The following is a 13,784-nucleotide window of genomic DNA, read 5'->3' as shown; positions in this document are numbered from 1 at the left end:
TCCTGCGGAGGTCGCGATGCGCCGCATCCTCGGGTCCCTGGTCGTCCTCGTCCTGTTCGCGGCATGCTCGACGGTGCCCATCACCGGCCGCCGTCAGGTCAACCTCGTGTCGAGCTCGGAGATGACCGCGCTCGCCGCGCAGGAGTACGGCCGGTTCCTCGAGGAGAACCCGCCGAGCAAGGACGCGGCGTCGAGCGAGCGCGTGCGCCGCGTCGGCGAGCGGATCCGACGCGCCGTCGAGAGCTACATGACCGAGGCGAAGCTCGCTTCGCGACTCGCCGGTTACCAGTGGCAATTCAACCTCGTCGACAACAAGCAGGTCAACGCATGGTGCATGCCCGGCGGGCGCGTCGTCGTCTACTCGGGGCTGCTGCCGGTCGCCCAGGACGACACGGGGCTCGCCGTCGTCATGGGGCACGAGATCGCGCACGCGATCGCCGAGCACGGCTCGGAGCGGATGAGCCAGCAGATGCTCGCGGAGCTCGGCGGCGTGGCCCTCGACGTGGCGCTGCAGGAGAAGCCCGGGGAGACGCGCGCGTTGTGGCGGCAGGCGTACGGCGTCGGGGCGCAGGTGGGCGCCCTGCTCCCCTTCAGCCGCGTGCAGGAGTCCGAGGCGGATCGCCTGGGCCTGATCTTCATGGCGATGGCCGGGTACGACCCGCGGCAGGCCCCCGACTTCTGGCGACGGATGGCGGCCGCGAAGCAAGGCGGCGCTCCCCCCGAGTTCCTCAGCACCCACCCCTCCGACGACACGAGGATCCGAAGGCTCCAGGAACTTGTGCCGGAGGCCTTGAAGTCGTACCGGCCGCAGGACTAGGGTTACGGGGATGAGTCGCCCGGAGAGCTTCGAAGAGATCGTCGAGTCGATCTGGACGCTCCTCGAGCGCGGCGCTTCGGACCGTCGCGAGCCCTTCCACTGCCCCGCGCTCGCGACCGCAGGGACGTCGGGGCCGTCGGTGCGGACGGTCATCCTCCGCAAGGTCTTCCGCGCGGAGCGGGTCCTGCTCGCGCACTCCGACCGCCGCGCGTCCAAGATCGCGGAGATCGAGGCCGAGCCTCGCGTGACCTGGGTCTTCTACGACGCGCGACGCAAGGTGCAGGTCCGGGCCTCGGGGATCGCGGAGATTCGCGCGACCGACGATCTCGCGCAGCGGCAGTGGGCGGCGTCGATGGTTTGGAGCCGCCGCGGCTACGCGTCGCTGGCGCCCGGGACGCCCCTCGACGCGCCCGGCTCGGGGCTTCCTCCCGAGCTCTCGGCCGACGATCCCGACCTCAAGGAAGCCGAGGCCGGACGCGCGAACTTCGCGGTGCTGCGCTGCACGGTGCACGCGTTCGACTGGCTTTACCTCGACGCGCGCGGCCACCGGCGGGCGAAGTTCCGCTGGGACGACGCGGGGGAATGGACGGCGACCTGGGTCGTCCCGTAGCCATGGCCGACCGCGTCTTCGAACGCCGGCTGCGCCTGCCCGTCTCCGCCGAGCAGGTCTTCGCCTGGCACGCCCGGCCCGGGGCGTTCGAGCGCCTGACGCCGCCGTGGAGGCGGGTTCGCGTCCTCGAGCGCCGCGGACGGGGGCTCGCGGCCGGGAGCCGGCTCGTGATCGAGACGCCCGTCGGCCCGATCCGCACGCGCTGGGTCGCCGAGCACACCGTCTGCGAGCCCCCGCGCCGTTTCGTCGACGTCCAGCGCGAAGGGCCCTTCGCCTTCTGGGAACACGAGCACCGCTTCGAGGACGACGGCCCTTCGGCCTCGACGCTCGTCGATCGCGTCACGTGGCGCCTTCCGACCGGACCGATCGGGGCCGGCTTCGCGGCCTCGCAGCTCGAGCGCCTGTTCGCGCGCCGCCACGCCGTGACCCTCGCCGATCTCGAGCGCCACGCGGCGTACGCCGACCGCCCGCGCCTGCGGGTCGCGGTGAGCGGCGCGTCGGGGCTCGTCGGGTCCGCGTTGTGCGCCTTCCTCGAGAGCGGAGGGCACGAGGTGCGGCGGCTGACGCGCCGCCCCGGCGGCGGCGTCGACTTCGACCTCGCCCCGCTCGACGGTGTCGACGCGGTCGTGCACCTCGCCGGGGAGAACATCGCGGGCGGCCGCTGGACCGAGGAGCACAAACGCCGCATCGTCGGAAGCCGCGTCGAGGGGACCGGGCGGCTCGCACGCGCGGCGGCGTCGCTTTCGACCCCGCCTCGCGTCTTCGTGTCGGCGTCCGCGATCGGGTTCTACGGCGACAGCGCGTCCCGGGAGATCGACGAGAGCGCCCCCCGGGGGGCGGGGTTCCTCGCCGAAACGACGACGGCCTGGGAGGATGCGGCCGCGCCCGCGCCAGGGCGCGGGATAAGGACCGTGCTCGCGCGCTTCGGCGTCGTGTTGTCGCCCTCCGGCGGGGCGCTGCAGAAGATGCTGACGCCGTTCCTCCTCGGCGGCGGAGGGCCGATCGGGTCCGGACGCCAGGGGTTCTCCTGGATCGCGCTCGACGACGTGGTCGGGGCGATCCACTTCGTCCTGATGAACGAGACGCTGTCGGGACCGGTCAACGTCACCGCCCCGAATCCGGTCTCGCAGCGGGACTTCGCGCACGCGCTCGGCCGCGTGGTGCGGCGCCCTTCGTTCCTCCCGCTCCCCGCCGCCGTCGTGCAGCTGGCCTTCGGGGAGATGGGGGAGGCGATGCTGCTGGGAGGGGCGTTCGTCGTGCCCCGCGCGCTCGAGCGGGCGGGGTTCGCGTTTCGCCATCCGGAGCTGGACGCGGCGCTGCGATTCGAGCTGGGGCGCTAGCCGAGGGTCGGCACGCGCACGAGCGACTCGCCCCGCAGCTCGAGGAACGGCGCCTTCGCCGCGAGCTCCCGGAGAAACCGGTCGCGCTCCTCGGGGACGAGGTGGGCCATCCGCGGGCGGCCCGCGAGCCGGTAGGCGACCGAGAGGACCTCGATCTCGCCTCGGGGACCGACGACGCGGCGCCGGGCGGGAATCGCCCCCTCGATGCACTCGAGGGGGATGCGGCGCTTCAGCGGGCCGAACCGCACGACGAGGTCGAACGGGGAGATCACGTAGCGGGTGGCGATCGCGAGCCACAGCGAGACGCCCCCCGCCAGCAGGAGCAGCGCTCCCGCCCCCATCGACGCGGGCGAGGTCGCGATCTCCCCCCACGCGAGGGCGACGGTCCCGCCGAGCAGACCTCCGACGCCGCACGCGAAACGGCGCGAGGCGAGGATCCCCTCGGTGGAGCAGCGATAGGTCGTGACCATGCCCGACACGAGAATACCGCTCTGGTAGCCTTGCGCCCATGGGGTTCCCCGCCGGATGCCTGCTCGCCGCCGCCCTCGTGCAGGCGCGCCTGGAGAACGGCCTCGAGGTGTCGATCCTCCGCGACCCCGAGGCTCCCGTCGTCGCCACCCAGGTGTGGATCCACGCCGGAGCCGCCGACGAGCGCGAGGGGGAGCGCGGGCTCGCGCACCTGTTCGAGCACCTGATGTTCGGCGGGACGGCGGCGCATCCCCGGGAGGACTACGCGGCGCTCCATCACCGCCACGGCGGGTACCAGAACGCGATGACGACTCCGGACGAGACGGTCTACGTTTCGACGATCGCCCCCGGAGCGTTCGACGCGGTGCTCGAAATGGAGGCCGACCGGTTCCGCTCGCTCGACGTGACCCCGGCCAACCTCGAGAACGAGAAGCGGATCGTGCTCGAGGAGCTGCGGATGCGCACGGAGAACGACCCCCTCGCCCGGGCGTTCGTCGCGGCGCAGCGGCAGCTGCTCGGCGGCCACCCGTACGCCTACGACGCCAGCGGGAACAAGGACGAGGTCGCCGCGGCGACGGTCGAGCGCGCGCGGGAGTTCCGCGACCGTCACTACCGCGCCGACCGCGCGCACCTGGTGATCGTCGGCCCGGTGGATCCGGAAGCGACGCTCGCCGAGGTGAAGGCGAGGTTCGGAACGATCCCGGCGGGGGCCGTTCCCGTCCCGGAGGTCCCTGCGCTCGACGGATGGACGTTCCCCGCGAAGGTCGCGGTGAAGGAGGACATCCCCCCGGTCGAGGTCGCGATCGCGGGGTTCGTGTTGCCCCCGGCGGGGAGCCCCGACGGGCCGGCGATCGACGTGATGCTGCAGCTGCTCGACGGGGGGGCCGTCGACCGGTTCCGCGAGACGCTCGTGGTCGACGGAAAGCGGGCGTTGGAAGGGGGCACGGAGTCCCTCCGCCTGAGGCGCGGGGGCGCGGTCGTCTTCTACGGGGCGAACCTCCCGTACCGCCGGGAGAAGACCGCGTTCCGCGATCTCGACCGCGCCCGAGCGACGCTCGCCTCGCTCGACTGGCTGACCGACGCATCGGTGGACGCCGCGAAGCGCTCGCTTCGCCGCGACCGGCTGCGCCGTTCCTACTTCGTCGACGAGCGGGCCGATGCGATCGGGCGCGCGCGCTGGTGGCTCGGCGACGCCGCCCTCGCCCTGGACGAGGACGCCCGCCTCGCCGCCGTCACGCGCGAGGACGTCGCGGCGGCGTTCCGGAGGTACGTGGGCGGGAAGGAGCCGATCCGTCTCTACGCGAGGCCCGAGCGCGTGCCGTTGTGGGTCCGCCTGTTCGGCTGGCTCTACCCGGTGGTGCGCTGATGCTCGCGCCGCTGCTGCTCGCCGTCTCCTCCTGGGGAGTCGGTCCTGGGACGACCGTCGCGTTCCTCGAGGACCGGCGCGCCCCGATCGTCACGCTCGTCGTGCAGGTTCCGGCGGGGACGCACCTCCCCTGGGCGCGCGAGCGCGACCTCGAGACGGCCTGGACGAGCCAGTCCCGCGACCCCGAGGGGGCGCTGCGCGCCCGCGCCGACGCGCTGGCGGTGGACCTTTCGCTCGGCGTCGGTCCGAGGAGCGCGACCCTGCGCGCGACGTTCCTGCGGGACGACCTCGACGACGCCGTCGCCCTGCTGCGGGACGTGTTGTCGAATCGCGCCCTCGACGAGGAGGAGTTGAAGACGCGTCGGCGCGCCTTCCGGTTCGAGCGCGAGGCCGTCGAGCGCACGACCGATTTCCGCATCGGCCTCGAGCTCGCGAAGCGGCTCTACGAGCCCGGCGATCCGCGGCGGGCCGAGTGGGACGACCCGTTGACGCCCTCGGCCGACGCCGGGCGCCTCGTCGCCGCCCGCGACGCCGCGCTGAGGCTCCCGGGGCGGATCGTCGGTTTCGCGGGGGCGCTCTCTCGCGAGGAGGCCGAGCTGCAGTTCGGCCGGCTGGGGTTGCCGGACGTCGGCGAGGCGCCTTCCGGGATGCATCCCGAATACCGGCCGATGCGCGCGCCCGGGCCGGAGGTGGCGAGCATCCCCGTCCGCAAGCTCACCCAGGTCTATTTCGGCTACGGGCGCGCCGCGCCCGCGTGGACCGACCCCGACGACGCGGCGTTCCAGATCGCCGACCACGTCCTCGGCGGGCATTTCTACTCGCGGCTGTCGGTGGCGCTGCGCCACCAGCGCGGCGACACCTACGGGGCGTGGACGGAAGACTCGACCGGAGCCGTCGCAGGGTGGGTCGTCGCGAAGACCTTCACGCGCGCCGGGAACGCCGAGGCGACCGAGGCTCACCTGCGCGAGGTGGTGAAGCGGCTTCACGAGCAGGGGATCAGCGAGGAGGAGCGCGCGGCGGCCGCGGGGTACCTCCTCGGGCGGCGCGCATTCGCGAAGCAGTCCCCCGAGCAGGTGCTCACCACGTGGATGAACGAGCGGACCCTGGGGTTGCCCGTGGGGTTTTTCGACGCGAGGGCGCAGCGCGCGGCGTCGATCCCTCTGGAAGAGATCCAGCGCTTCGTCCGGCGCTTCTACGACCCGAAGGACTGGGGGCTGGTGCGGATCGTCCCCTCGAATTGAGAAGAAAAAGGGGCCTGACCCCTTTTCTACACCGTTCGGGAGAACATCGGCTTTTCGCCGAGCTTCGATTTCAGGTAACGGTCGAAGGTCATCGCGATGTTCCGGACGAAGAAGCGCCCGAGGCCCAGGACCTCGACGTGGTCGGGCGCGATCTCGACGAAGCCGTGCTCCACCGGGCCGTCCGGGCGGTTGAGCTCCGCGAGCTCGGCGGCGAAATACTCCGCGAACGAGATCCCGAACTCGCGTTCGATCTCGCGCACGTCCACCCAGAGGTTGCACATCAGGCGGGTGATGAACTCGCGACGGAGGAGGTCGTCCGCGTCGAGAGCGTATCCGCGCTCGATCGGGAACTTCCCGGCGTCCAGGGCGGCGTAGTAGCTCGAGAGCTTCTTCTCATTCTGCGCGAAGGCCCCCTGCACGTCGCCGATCCCGGAGACGCCGACCGCCAGCATGTCCGTGCCCATCTTGACCGTGTACCCCATGAAGTTCCGGTGGAGGCGGCGGTCGCGCCGGGCGGTCGCGAGCTCGTCCTCGGGGACCGCGAAGTGGTCCATGCCGATCTCGGCGTAGCCGGCGTCGAGGAAAAGGTCGCGCGCCGCGACGAACAGGGCGAGCTTCAGCTCGGGGGCGGGAAGATCGCTCGGGTCGATCCACTTCTGCTGCGCGCTCTTCCAGGGGATGTGCGCGAAGGAGTAGAGCGCCACGCGGTCGGGGCGCATCCGGATGACCGAGCGGATGGTGTCGGAGAAGTGCTCGATCGTCTGTTTCGGCAGGCCGTAGATCAGGTCGATGTTGATCGAGTGGAAGTCCTTCGAGCGGCAGTAGTCGTAGAGCTCGCGCGACTGCGCCTCGGACTGATTCCGGTCGATGGCGACCTGGACCTCGGGGTCGAAGTCCTGCACGCCCATGGAGACGCGGTTGAAGCCGATCGCGCGGAGAAGGTCGATCTGCGCGCGCGTGGTGACGCGCGGGTCGGCCTCGATCGCGATCTCCCCCGTGGGGTCGAGCTCGAAGTGGCCGGTGATCTTCCGGTAGAGGGCCTCGATCTGGTCGGGCTCGAGGTGGGTCGGGGTGCCGCCGCCCCAGTGGTGCTGGGTGACCCTGCGTCGGTCCGGGAGGTGCTCCGCGAGCATGTCGATCTCGCGGTGGAGGCGCTCGAGATACTTGTCGACGACCGCCCGCTCCTTCGTGATCACCACGTGGCAGCCGCAGAAGGCGCACCGGTGCTCGCAGAACGGAAGGTGCGCGTACAGGGAAAGGGGTGCGTTCTGGCGGTTCGCCCCGGCGAGGCGCTCGAGGTAGGCCGGCGCGTCGAACCCCTCGTGGAACTCGACCGCGGTCGGGTAGGAGGTGTATCGGGGTCCGGGGCGGTCGTATTTCCGGAGGATGTCGAGCGTGATCCGGGGCGTCTGGCTCATCGAGGGGCCCTCGACGGCTCAAGGTACCAGCAACCGCGCCCCGGGAGTTGACGAAGATCAACCGAAAGCTTGCGTTAAGCTACGATACGCGGCGTCGAGGAACCTCCATGCTGGATCGGATCGCCGAAGGGATTCCGGACACGCTCCCTCCGATGCCCGCCTGGGACCCGGAGGTCAATCACGCCCCCGCCCGCCGCCAGGTCCTCACGGCGGCCGAACGCGAGCTCGCGCTGCGCAACGCCCTGCGCTACTTCCCCCCGCACCTGCACGAGGCGCTGGCCCCCGAGTTCGCGGGCGAGCTCGCCGACCGGGGCCGGATCTACATGTACCGGTACCGGCCGACCTCCTATCCGATGAAGGCGCACCCGATCGACGCCTACCCCGCGCGCTCGCGGAAGGCGGCGGCGATCATGCTGATGATCCAGAACAACCTCGACCCCGCCGTCGCGCAGCACCCCCACGAGCTCGTGACCTACGGTGGGAACGGGACGGTCTTCCAGAACTGGGCGCAGTACCGGCTCGTGATGAAGTACCTCTCGGAGATGACCGACGAGCAGACGCTCGTCCTCTACTCCGGCCATCCGCTCGGCCTGTTTCCCTCGAGTCCCGAGGCGCCCAGGGTCGTGGTCACGTGCGGGATGGTGATCCCGAACCACTCGACCCCGGACGACTACGAGCGCCTCGCCGCGCTCGGGGTGACCTCGTACGGCCAGATGACCGCCGGGTCGTTCATGTACATCGGGCCGCAGGGGATCGTGCACGGGACGACGATCACCCTGCTCAACGCGGGGAGGAAGATCCTCGGCACCGGCGAGGCGGGACTCGCCGGGCGCGTCTTCGTGACCTCCGGCCTCGGCGGGATGAGCGGCGCGCAGGCGAAGGCGGCGGTGATCGCCGGCGCGGTCGGGGTCGTCGCCGAGGTGAACCCGAAGCCGCTGAAGCTGCGCCACGAGCAGGGGTGGGTCTCGGAGGTCGAGACCGACCTCGATCGCCTTCTCGCCCGGGTCGAGCGCGCGCGCGGGGCGAAGGAGGCCGCCTCGATCGGATTCCTCGGGAACGTCGTGGACCTGTGGGAACGCCTCGCCGCGGCGGGCGTCGCCGTCGAGCTCGGCTCCGACCAGACCTCGCTGCACAACCCCTACGGGGGCGGGTATTACCCGGCGGGGCTCTCGTTCGAGGCGTCGAACGCCATGATGAAGGACGATCCCGCGGGGTTCCGCGAGCGCGTGCACGCGTCGCTGCGCCGTCACGTCGAGGCGGTCGACGTGCTCGCCGCGCGAGGCATGTACTTCTGGGACTACGGGAACGCGTTCCTGCTCGAGGCCTCGCGCGCCGGAGCGCCGGTCCTGCGCGAGGACGGCTCCTTCCGTTACCCCTCGTACGTCGAGGACATCATGGGGCCGATCTGCTTCGATTACGGGTTCGGCCCCTACCGCTGGGTATGCACGAGCGGCGAGGCGTCGGACCTCGACGCCACCGACGCGATCGCGGGCGACGTCCTCGCCGCGATGGCCGCCCAGGCCCCGGGAGAGATCCGGGAGCAGATGCTCGACAACCTGCGCTGGATCCGCGAGGCGAAGCGCAACCGCCTCGTCGTCGGCTCGCAGGCGCGCATCCTCTACGCCGACGCGGAGGGGAGGACGCGGATCGCCCTCGCGATGAACCGCGCGATCCGGGACGGGCGGGTGAAGGCGCCGATCGTGCTCGGCCGGGACCACCACGACGTCTCGGGGACCGATTCCCCTTACCGCGAGACCTCGCACCTGCGCGACGGCTCGAGCCTCACCGCCGACATGGCGGTCCACAACGTCCTCGGCGACGCCTTCCGCGGCGCCACGTGGGTGAGCCTGCACAACGGCGGCGGGGTCGGATGGGGCGAGGCGATCAACGGCGGCTTCGGCATGGTGATCGACGGCACCGACGACGCCGACCGCCGGATCCGCGCGATGCTCCACTGGGACGTGAACAACGGAATCGCACGGCGCGCCTGGGCCCGCCACGAGGGGGCCGGCTTCGCGATCCGCCGCGCGATGGAGAACGAATCCCGCCTGAGGGTCACGCTGCCGCACGTCGCGGACGCGGATCTGGTCCGCCGCGCGATCGATGCCGAAGGAGGCTCCCGATGAGAACGACCGTCCTGTTCTGCGCCGCGATGCTCGCCGCCTCGCCCGCGGCGCTCGCGAAGGAGAAGCCGCCGCACGCCAAGGCGACGATCGAGGCGCGAAGCGGCAGCGCGGTGAAGGGAGAGGCCCATTTCAAGGTCGACGACGGCGGGGTGGAGATGAAGATCCGCGTGACGGGGCTCACGCCGGGCCCGCACGCCGTCCACCTCCACGAGAAGGGAGACTGCTCCGCCCCCGATGCCGCGACGGCGGGCGGACACTGGAATCCCACCGGGGCGCCCCACGGGAAGTGGGGGCACGAGTCGAAGTTCCACCACGGCGACATCGGCAACCTCGTCGCGAACGCCCAGGGCGAGGCCGAGCTCGAGTTCGAGACGACGCTCTGGACGATCGGCGGCGATCCGGGGACGAACGTCGTCGGGAAGTCCGTCGTGATCCACGAGAAGGTCGACGACTTCACGACGCAACCCACCGGAGCCGCCGGCGCGCGAATCGGATGCGGCGTGATCCGCTGAAGGTCGCGTGCGCCGCGGCGCTGGTCGCGACACTCGTCGCGCCGGGGTGCTCGGTGCGCACGTTCGCGATCCGCAAGCTCGGCGACGCGCTCGCGAGCTCGGGCACGACCTACGCCTCCGACGACGACCCCGAGCTCGTCCGCGACGCCGTGCCGTTCGCGCTGAAGACGATCGAAGGGCTGCTCGCGGAGGTCCCCGATCACCCGGGGCTCCTGCTCGCCGCCGCGAGCGGGTTCACGCAGTACGCGTACGCCTTCGTGCAGCAGGACGCCGACGCCCTCGAGGACGTCGACCTCGAGGCCGCACGCGCGCAGCGCGTCCGCGCGAAGAAGCTCTTCCTGCGCGCGCGGGGGTACGGACTGCGGGGGCTCGAGGGCGGAGGCCGGGAGTCGGTGCCGCTGCTCTACTGGACCGCGGCCGCGTGGGGCGCCGCGATCGCGAACGGCAAGGACGATCTCGGTCTCGTGGCCGACCAGGGGAAAGTCGAGGAGCTGCTGCGCCGCGCGGAGGCGATCGACCCGGACTGGGGGGAGGGATCGCTCCTCGAGCTGCGGGCCGCCTTCGACGCCGGACGCTCCGAGGCCGCCGGCGGCTCGCGCGCGCGGGCCCGGGCCGCCTACGCGCGTGCCGCGGAGCTTTCGGGGGGCGACCGTGCCTCCGCCTTCGTCGGGCTCGCCGAGAGCGTGAGCGTGCCCGAGCAGAACCGGAGCGAGTTCGACGCGCTGCTCGCGAAGGCCCTCGCCGTCGACGTGGATCGGCGCCCGGAGTGGCGCCTGGCCAACCTGGTGGCCCAGCGGCGCGCGCGCTGGTTGCTCTCGCGCACCGAGGCGCTGTTCTACTGAGGAGGTCCGGGATGCGACGACCGATCGTCTTGGCTCTGATTCTCGGCGCGGGCGCCCTCGGGCTCGGCCAGGCCCCCGCGAACCGGTCGGTCGAAATCAAGCTGGCGACCGTGATCCCCGAGGGGTCGTCCTGGCACCGGATCCTCCAGGACATGGGCGAGAAGTGGAAATCGGCGCCCGCCGGCGGGGTGAAGCTGAGGATCTTCGCCGGCGGCATCGCGGGGGACGAGCCCGACGCCGTGTCGAAGCTGAGGATCGGCCAGTTCCATGCGGCGTCGCTCTCCACCGAAGGGCTCGCGCAGATCGACCCGTCGTTGCGGGCGTTCCAGATTCCGATGATGTTCCGGTCGTACGAGGAGCTCGACCACGCGCGCGCGGCGCTCCGGCCGCTGCTCGAGAAACGGCTCGCGGACCGGGGGTTCCTCGTCCTCAACTGGGGGGACGGCGGCTGGGTCTGCTTCTTCACGAAGGACCCCGCGCCGAACCCCGCGGCGCTGCGCCCGCAGCCGATCTTCGTGTGGGGGGGCGACAACGCCGGGGTGGAGCTCTACAAGAAGGCCGGGTTTCGTCCCGTCCCGCTCGCCTCGAACGAGATTCTCCCGTCGCTGCAGACCGGGCTGATCCGCGCGGTTCCGACGACGCCGCTGCTCGCACTGGCCTCGCAGTGGTTCGCGCTCGCTCCGAACATGACCGAGGTCCGTTGGGCGCCGCTCATCGGCGCGACCGTCGTCACGAAACGCGCGTGGGACCAGATCCCCGAGGCGGCGAAGCCCGCGCTGCTCGAGGCGGCCCGCGAGGCGGGGGAGAGGCTGAAGGCCGAGATCCGCGGGTCGAACGAGGAGGCGATCGCGCGCATGAAGGAACGAGGTCTCAAGGTCGTGACCCCGTCGGCGGCGGACCTCGCGGCGTGGCAGGCGATCGCCGAGGCGAACTGGGGGGACATCCGCGGGAGGATCGTCCCCGCCGACGTCTTCGACGCCGTGCGCAAGGACGTCGAGGCGTATCGCGCGAACGCTCGATGATCGCGAGGGTCCTGCGCGCGCTTCACGCCTTCGAGGACGGCCTCGTCGCGGCGTGCCTGCTCCTGATGGCCGCGATTCCCCTCGCGGAGATCGTCCTTCGCAAGGCCACGGGGACCGGGATCACGGGCGCGACGCCGATCGTGCAGCATCTCACCCTCGTCGCCGCCATGTTCGGCGGCGCCCTCGCCGCCCGCGAAGGAAAGCTGCTGTCGCTGTCGACGGGGGTGGACCTGTTTCCCCCGCGCGCCCGCGCGACCGCGAACGGGATCGCGGGCGGCGTCGCCGCGGGGATCTCGGCGGCGCTCGCCCGCGCGGCGGCGGACGTCGTCCTGGCGGAGCGAGGCTCGCCCGCCATCGTCGCCTTCGGAGTTCCCGTCTGGGTCGTCCAGCTCGCCCTCCCGACCGGCTTCGCGATCGTCGCGGTGCGCCTCGCGACCGGCGCCTCGGAGTCGACGCGGGGTCGGCTCCTCGCCGCGGGGATCGGGATCGGCGTCTTCGTCGCGCTCCTCCGGGCCTCCCCGACGACGCTCTTCTGGCCGGGGATGGCGACGCTCGCGATCGCGACCGCGCTCGGCGCCCCGGTCTTCACGACGCTCGGCGGGGCGGCGCTGCTGCTGTTCCGCCAGGCCGACGTCCCGATCGCCGCGGTTCCGGTCGAGACGTACCGGATGACGCGTCAGGCGATGCTCCCCACGATTCCGCTCTTCACCCTCGCGGGGTACTTCCTCGCGGAGGGGGGCGCGTCGCAGCGCCTCGTCCGCGTGTTCCAGGAGCTCACCGGATGGATGCGCGGCGGCCCCGCGATCGCGACCGTGCTCGTCTGCGCCTTCTTCACGTCGTTCACCGGGGCCTCGGGGGTGACGATCCTCGCCCTGGGCGGACTGCTGATGCCGGTCCTCGTCGCGGCGCGGTACTCGGAGCGAAGGGCCCTCGGGCTTCTGACGGGAGCGGGGTCGCTGGGACTGCTCTTCCCGCCGAGCCTCCCCGTGATCCTGTACGGCATCACCGCGAAGACCCCCGTCGACGAGATGTTCCTCGGGGGCCTGCTCCCGGGCTTCGTGATGCTCGGCTTCGCCGGGGTGTTCGGCGTGATCCTGCAGGGCGGAGGGGCCGCCTCGCGGCCGCCGTTCGATCCGCGCGCCGCGGCGGACGCGGTGTGGCAGGCGAAGTGGGAGCTTGCCCTCCCGGTCGTGGTCCTGGTCGGGTTGTTCGGCGGCTTCGCGACCCTCGTCGAGGTCGCCGCCGCGACGGCGCTGTACGCCTTCGTCGTCGAGACGTTCGTCTACCGCGACCTGAGGGTGCGCGGGGACCTGCGTCGGGTCGCGGCGAAGTGCGGCGTGTTGATGGGGGGCGTCCTGCTGATCCTCGGCGTCGCCCTCGGCTTCACCAACTACCTGATCGACGCGGAGATCCCGACCCGCGGCGTCGCGTGGGTCCAGGGGATCGTCGCGTCGCCGGCGATGTTCCTGCTCCTGCTCAACGCCTTCCTGCTCGTGGTCGGCTGCCTGATGGACATCTTCTCGGCGATCGTCGTGGTCGTGCCCCTGATCGCGCCGATCGGTGCGGCGTACGGGATCGATCCCGTCCACCTCGGCGTGATCTTCCTCGCGAACATGGAGCTCGGCTACCTCACCCCGCCCGTCGGAATGAACCTCTTCCTGGCCTCGTACCGGTTCGAGAAGCCCCTGCCGGAGGTCTACCGGGCGACGGTGCCGATGCTGGCGGTCCTGCTGGCGTCGGTGCTGCTGATCACCTACGTCCCGTGGTTGACGTCGGCGCTGCGATAGCGACCACGCCGAAGTGGAAGCCCTGGCCCTCGAGCGCCACGGCACCGGCGCGGCACATCTGGCGCTCCCAGAACAACGCGTCGGCCGCGGACTCGAAGGCGGTCACGGTCCATTCGCATGCGGCGCCCCAGGCGCGGCGTACTTTCTCGGGCTCGTCGGTGAGGAACACGAACTTCGTCATCGGGGACCCATCCTTACTTACGTTCTCGAATGTACGCCCCCGAAGTTAGGTCCT

General features: G+C 71.6%; 13 protein-coding genes. 10 read left to right on the top strand and 3 right to left on the bottom strand.

The genetic code is table 11. The annotated features are described in order from the left end of the window. Positions 1-16: 16 nt before the first annotated feature. From VF139_03735 to VF139_03725, 3 genes are read left to right on the top strand one after another with little or no spacing between them, the layout of a single operon-like run. Positions 17-817 (top strand): M48 family metallopeptidase, encoded by an 801-nt coding sequence (locus tag VF139_03735; protein ID HEX6850492.1) that lies wholly within the window; start codon positions 17-19, stop codon positions 815-817. Between the two features lie 10 nt (positions 818-827). Beyond that, on the top strand, positions 828-1,427 hold the full coding sequence (locus VF139_03730) for a pyridoxamine 5'-phosphate oxidase family protein (GenBank protein ID HEX6850491.1): 600 nt from the start codon (positions 828-830) through the stop codon (positions 1,425-1,427). A gap of 2 nt (positions 1,428-1,429) precedes the next feature. Beyond that, entirely contained in the window at positions 1,430-2,767 is a 1,338-nt protein-coding gene (locus VF139_03725; GenBank protein HEX6850490.1) for a TIGR01777 family oxidoreductase, read from the top strand. On the opposite strand, the gene VF139_03720 is transcribed toward VF139_03725, so the two are convergent. Next, positions 2,764-3,237, bottom strand: coding sequence for a hypothetical protein (locus VF139_03720; protein HEX6850489.1), 474 nt, complete (start codon positions 3,235-3,237; stop codon positions 2,764-2,766). The two genes, VF139_03725 and VF139_03720, sit on opposite strands and share 4 nt — an antisense overlap. A gap of 38 nt (positions 3,238-3,275) precedes the next feature. Between VF139_03720 and VF139_03715 the strand changes: the two genes are divergently transcribed. Further along, positions 3,276-4,601, top strand: coding sequence for a pitrilysin family protein (locus tag VF139_03715; protein HEX6850488.1), 1,326 nt, complete (start codon positions 3,276-3,278; stop codon positions 4,599-4,601). After that, on the top strand, positions 4,601-5,842 hold the full coding sequence (locus VF139_03710; protein ID HEX6850487.1) for an insulinase family protein: 1,242 nt from the start codon (positions 4,601-4,603) through the stop codon (positions 5,840-5,842). The genes VF139_03715 and VF139_03710 overlap by 1 nt, the downstream gene beginning before the upstream one ends. 26 nt (positions 5,843-5,868) lie before the next feature. On the opposite strand, the gene hemN is transcribed toward VF139_03710, so the two are convergent. Then, positions 5,869-7,260 carry an oxygen-independent coproporphyrinogen III oxidase gene (gene hemN, locus VF139_03705; GenBank protein HEX6850486.1) on the bottom strand — a complete coding sequence of 464 codons (1,392 nt, stop codon included), beginning with the start codon at positions 7,258-7,260 and terminating at the stop codon, positions 5,869-5,871. A gap of 107 nt (positions 7,261-7,367) precedes the next feature. Here hemN and VF139_03700 point away from each other — a divergent pair, with 107 nt between their 5' ends. Genes VF139_03700 through VF139_03680 form a run of 5 tightly spaced genes read left to right on the top strand, consistent with a single transcriptional unit; the run spans position 7,368 to position 13,549 of the window. Further along, complete coding sequence (locus VF139_03700) at positions 7,368-9,386, top strand: urocanate hydratase (protein ID HEX6850485.1); 2,019 nt, start codon at positions 7,368-7,370, stop codon at positions 9,384-9,386. Beyond that, positions 9,383-9,898 (top strand): superoxide dismutase family protein, encoded by a 516-nt coding sequence (locus VF139_03695; protein HEX6850484.1) that lies wholly within the window; start codon positions 9,383-9,385, stop codon positions 9,896-9,898. Before VF139_03700 ends, VF139_03695 begins: the two co-directional genes overlap by 4 nt. After that, positions 9,880-10,740: a TRAP transporter TatT component family protein gene (locus VF139_03690; protein HEX6850483.1), complete on the top strand. Its 861-nt coding sequence runs from the start codon at positions 9,880-9,882 to the stop codon at positions 10,738-10,740. Before VF139_03695 ends, VF139_03690 begins: the two co-directional genes overlap by 19 nt. A gap of 11 nt (positions 10,741-10,751) precedes the next feature. Continuing rightward, positions 10,752-11,762 carry a TRAP transporter substrate-binding protein DctP gene (gene dctP / locus VF139_03685; protein HEX6850482.1) on the top strand — a complete coding sequence of 337 codons (1,011 nt, stop codon included), beginning with the start codon at positions 10,752-10,754 and terminating at the stop codon, positions 11,760-11,762. Continuing rightward, a complete protein-coding gene (locus tag VF139_03680) occupies positions 11,759-13,549 on the top strand; it encodes a TRAP transporter large permease subunit (protein ID HEX6850481.1) in 1,791 nt (596 codons plus the stop codon). The genes dctP and VF139_03680 overlap by 4 nt, the downstream gene beginning before the upstream one ends. Here the strand turns inward: VF139_03680 and VF139_03675 are convergent. After that, on the bottom strand, positions 13,512-13,730 hold the full coding sequence (locus VF139_03675; protein ID HEX6850480.1) for a hypothetical protein: 219 nt from the start codon (positions 13,728-13,730) through the stop codon (positions 13,512-13,514). The two genes, VF139_03680 and VF139_03675, sit on opposite strands and share 38 nt — an antisense overlap. Positions 13,731-13,784 lie beyond the last annotated feature (54 nt).

Source organism: Candidatus Polarisedimenticolaceae bacterium (assembly GCA_036376135.1).
In the GTDB taxonomy this organism is placed as follows: Bacteria; Acidobacteriota; Polarisedimenticolia; order Polarisedimenticolales; family DASRJG01; genus DASVAW01.
The sequence above is the reverse complement of the archived record's forward strand: the minus strand, read 5'-3'. Positions and strand labels throughout refer to the sequence as shown.

Bases quoted from the DNA above. Each gene is read 5' to 3' on its own strand.
- VF139_03735 (HEX6850492.1), top strand. From the start codon at position 17: ATGCGCCGCATCCTCGGGTCCCTGGTCGTCCTCGTCCTGTTCGCGGCA.
- VF139_03730 (HEX6850491.1), top strand. From the start codon at position 828: ATGAGTCGCCCGGAGAGCTTCGAAGAGATCGTCGAGTCGATCTGGACG.
- VF139_03725 (HEX6850490.1), top strand. From the start codon at position 1,430: ATGGCCGACCGCGTCTTCGAACGCCGGCTGCGCCTGCCCGTCTCCGCC.
- VF139_03720 (HEX6850489.1), bottom strand. From the start codon at position 3,237: ATGGTCACGACCTATCGCTGCTCCACCGAGGGGATCCTCGCCTCGCGC.
- VF139_03715 (HEX6850488.1), top strand. From the start codon at position 3,276: ATGGGGTTCCCCGCCGGATGCCTGCTCGCCGCCGCCCTCGTGCAGGCG.
- VF139_03710 (HEX6850487.1), top strand. From the start codon at position 4,601: ATGCTCGCGCCGCTGCTGCTCGCCGTCTCCTCCTGGGGAGTCGGTCCT.
- hemN (HEX6850486.1), bottom strand. From the start codon at position 7,260: ATGAGCCAGACGCCCCGGATCACGCTCGACATCCTCCGGAAATACGAC.
- VF139_03700 (HEX6850485.1), top strand. From the start codon at position 7,368: ATGCTGGATCGGATCGCCGAAGGGATTCCGGACACGCTCCCTCCGATG.
- VF139_03695 (HEX6850484.1), top strand. From the start codon at position 9,383: ATGAGAACGACCGTCCTGTTCTGCGCCGCGATGCTCGCCGCCTCGCCC.
- VF139_03690 (HEX6850483.1), top strand. From the start codon at position 9,880: ATGCGGCGTGATCCGCTGAAGGTCGCGTGCGCCGCGGCGCTGGTCGCG.
- dctP (HEX6850482.1), top strand. From the start codon at position 10,752: ATGCGACGACCGATCGTCTTGGCTCTGATTCTCGGCGCGGGCGCCCTC.
- VF139_03680 (HEX6850481.1), top strand. From the start codon at position 11,759: ATGATCGCGAGGGTCCTGCGCGCGCTTCACGCCTTCGAGGACGGCCTC.
- VF139_03675 (HEX6850480.1), bottom strand. From the start codon at position 13,730: ATGACGAAGTTCGTGTTCCTCACCGACGAGCCCGAGAAAGTACGCCGC.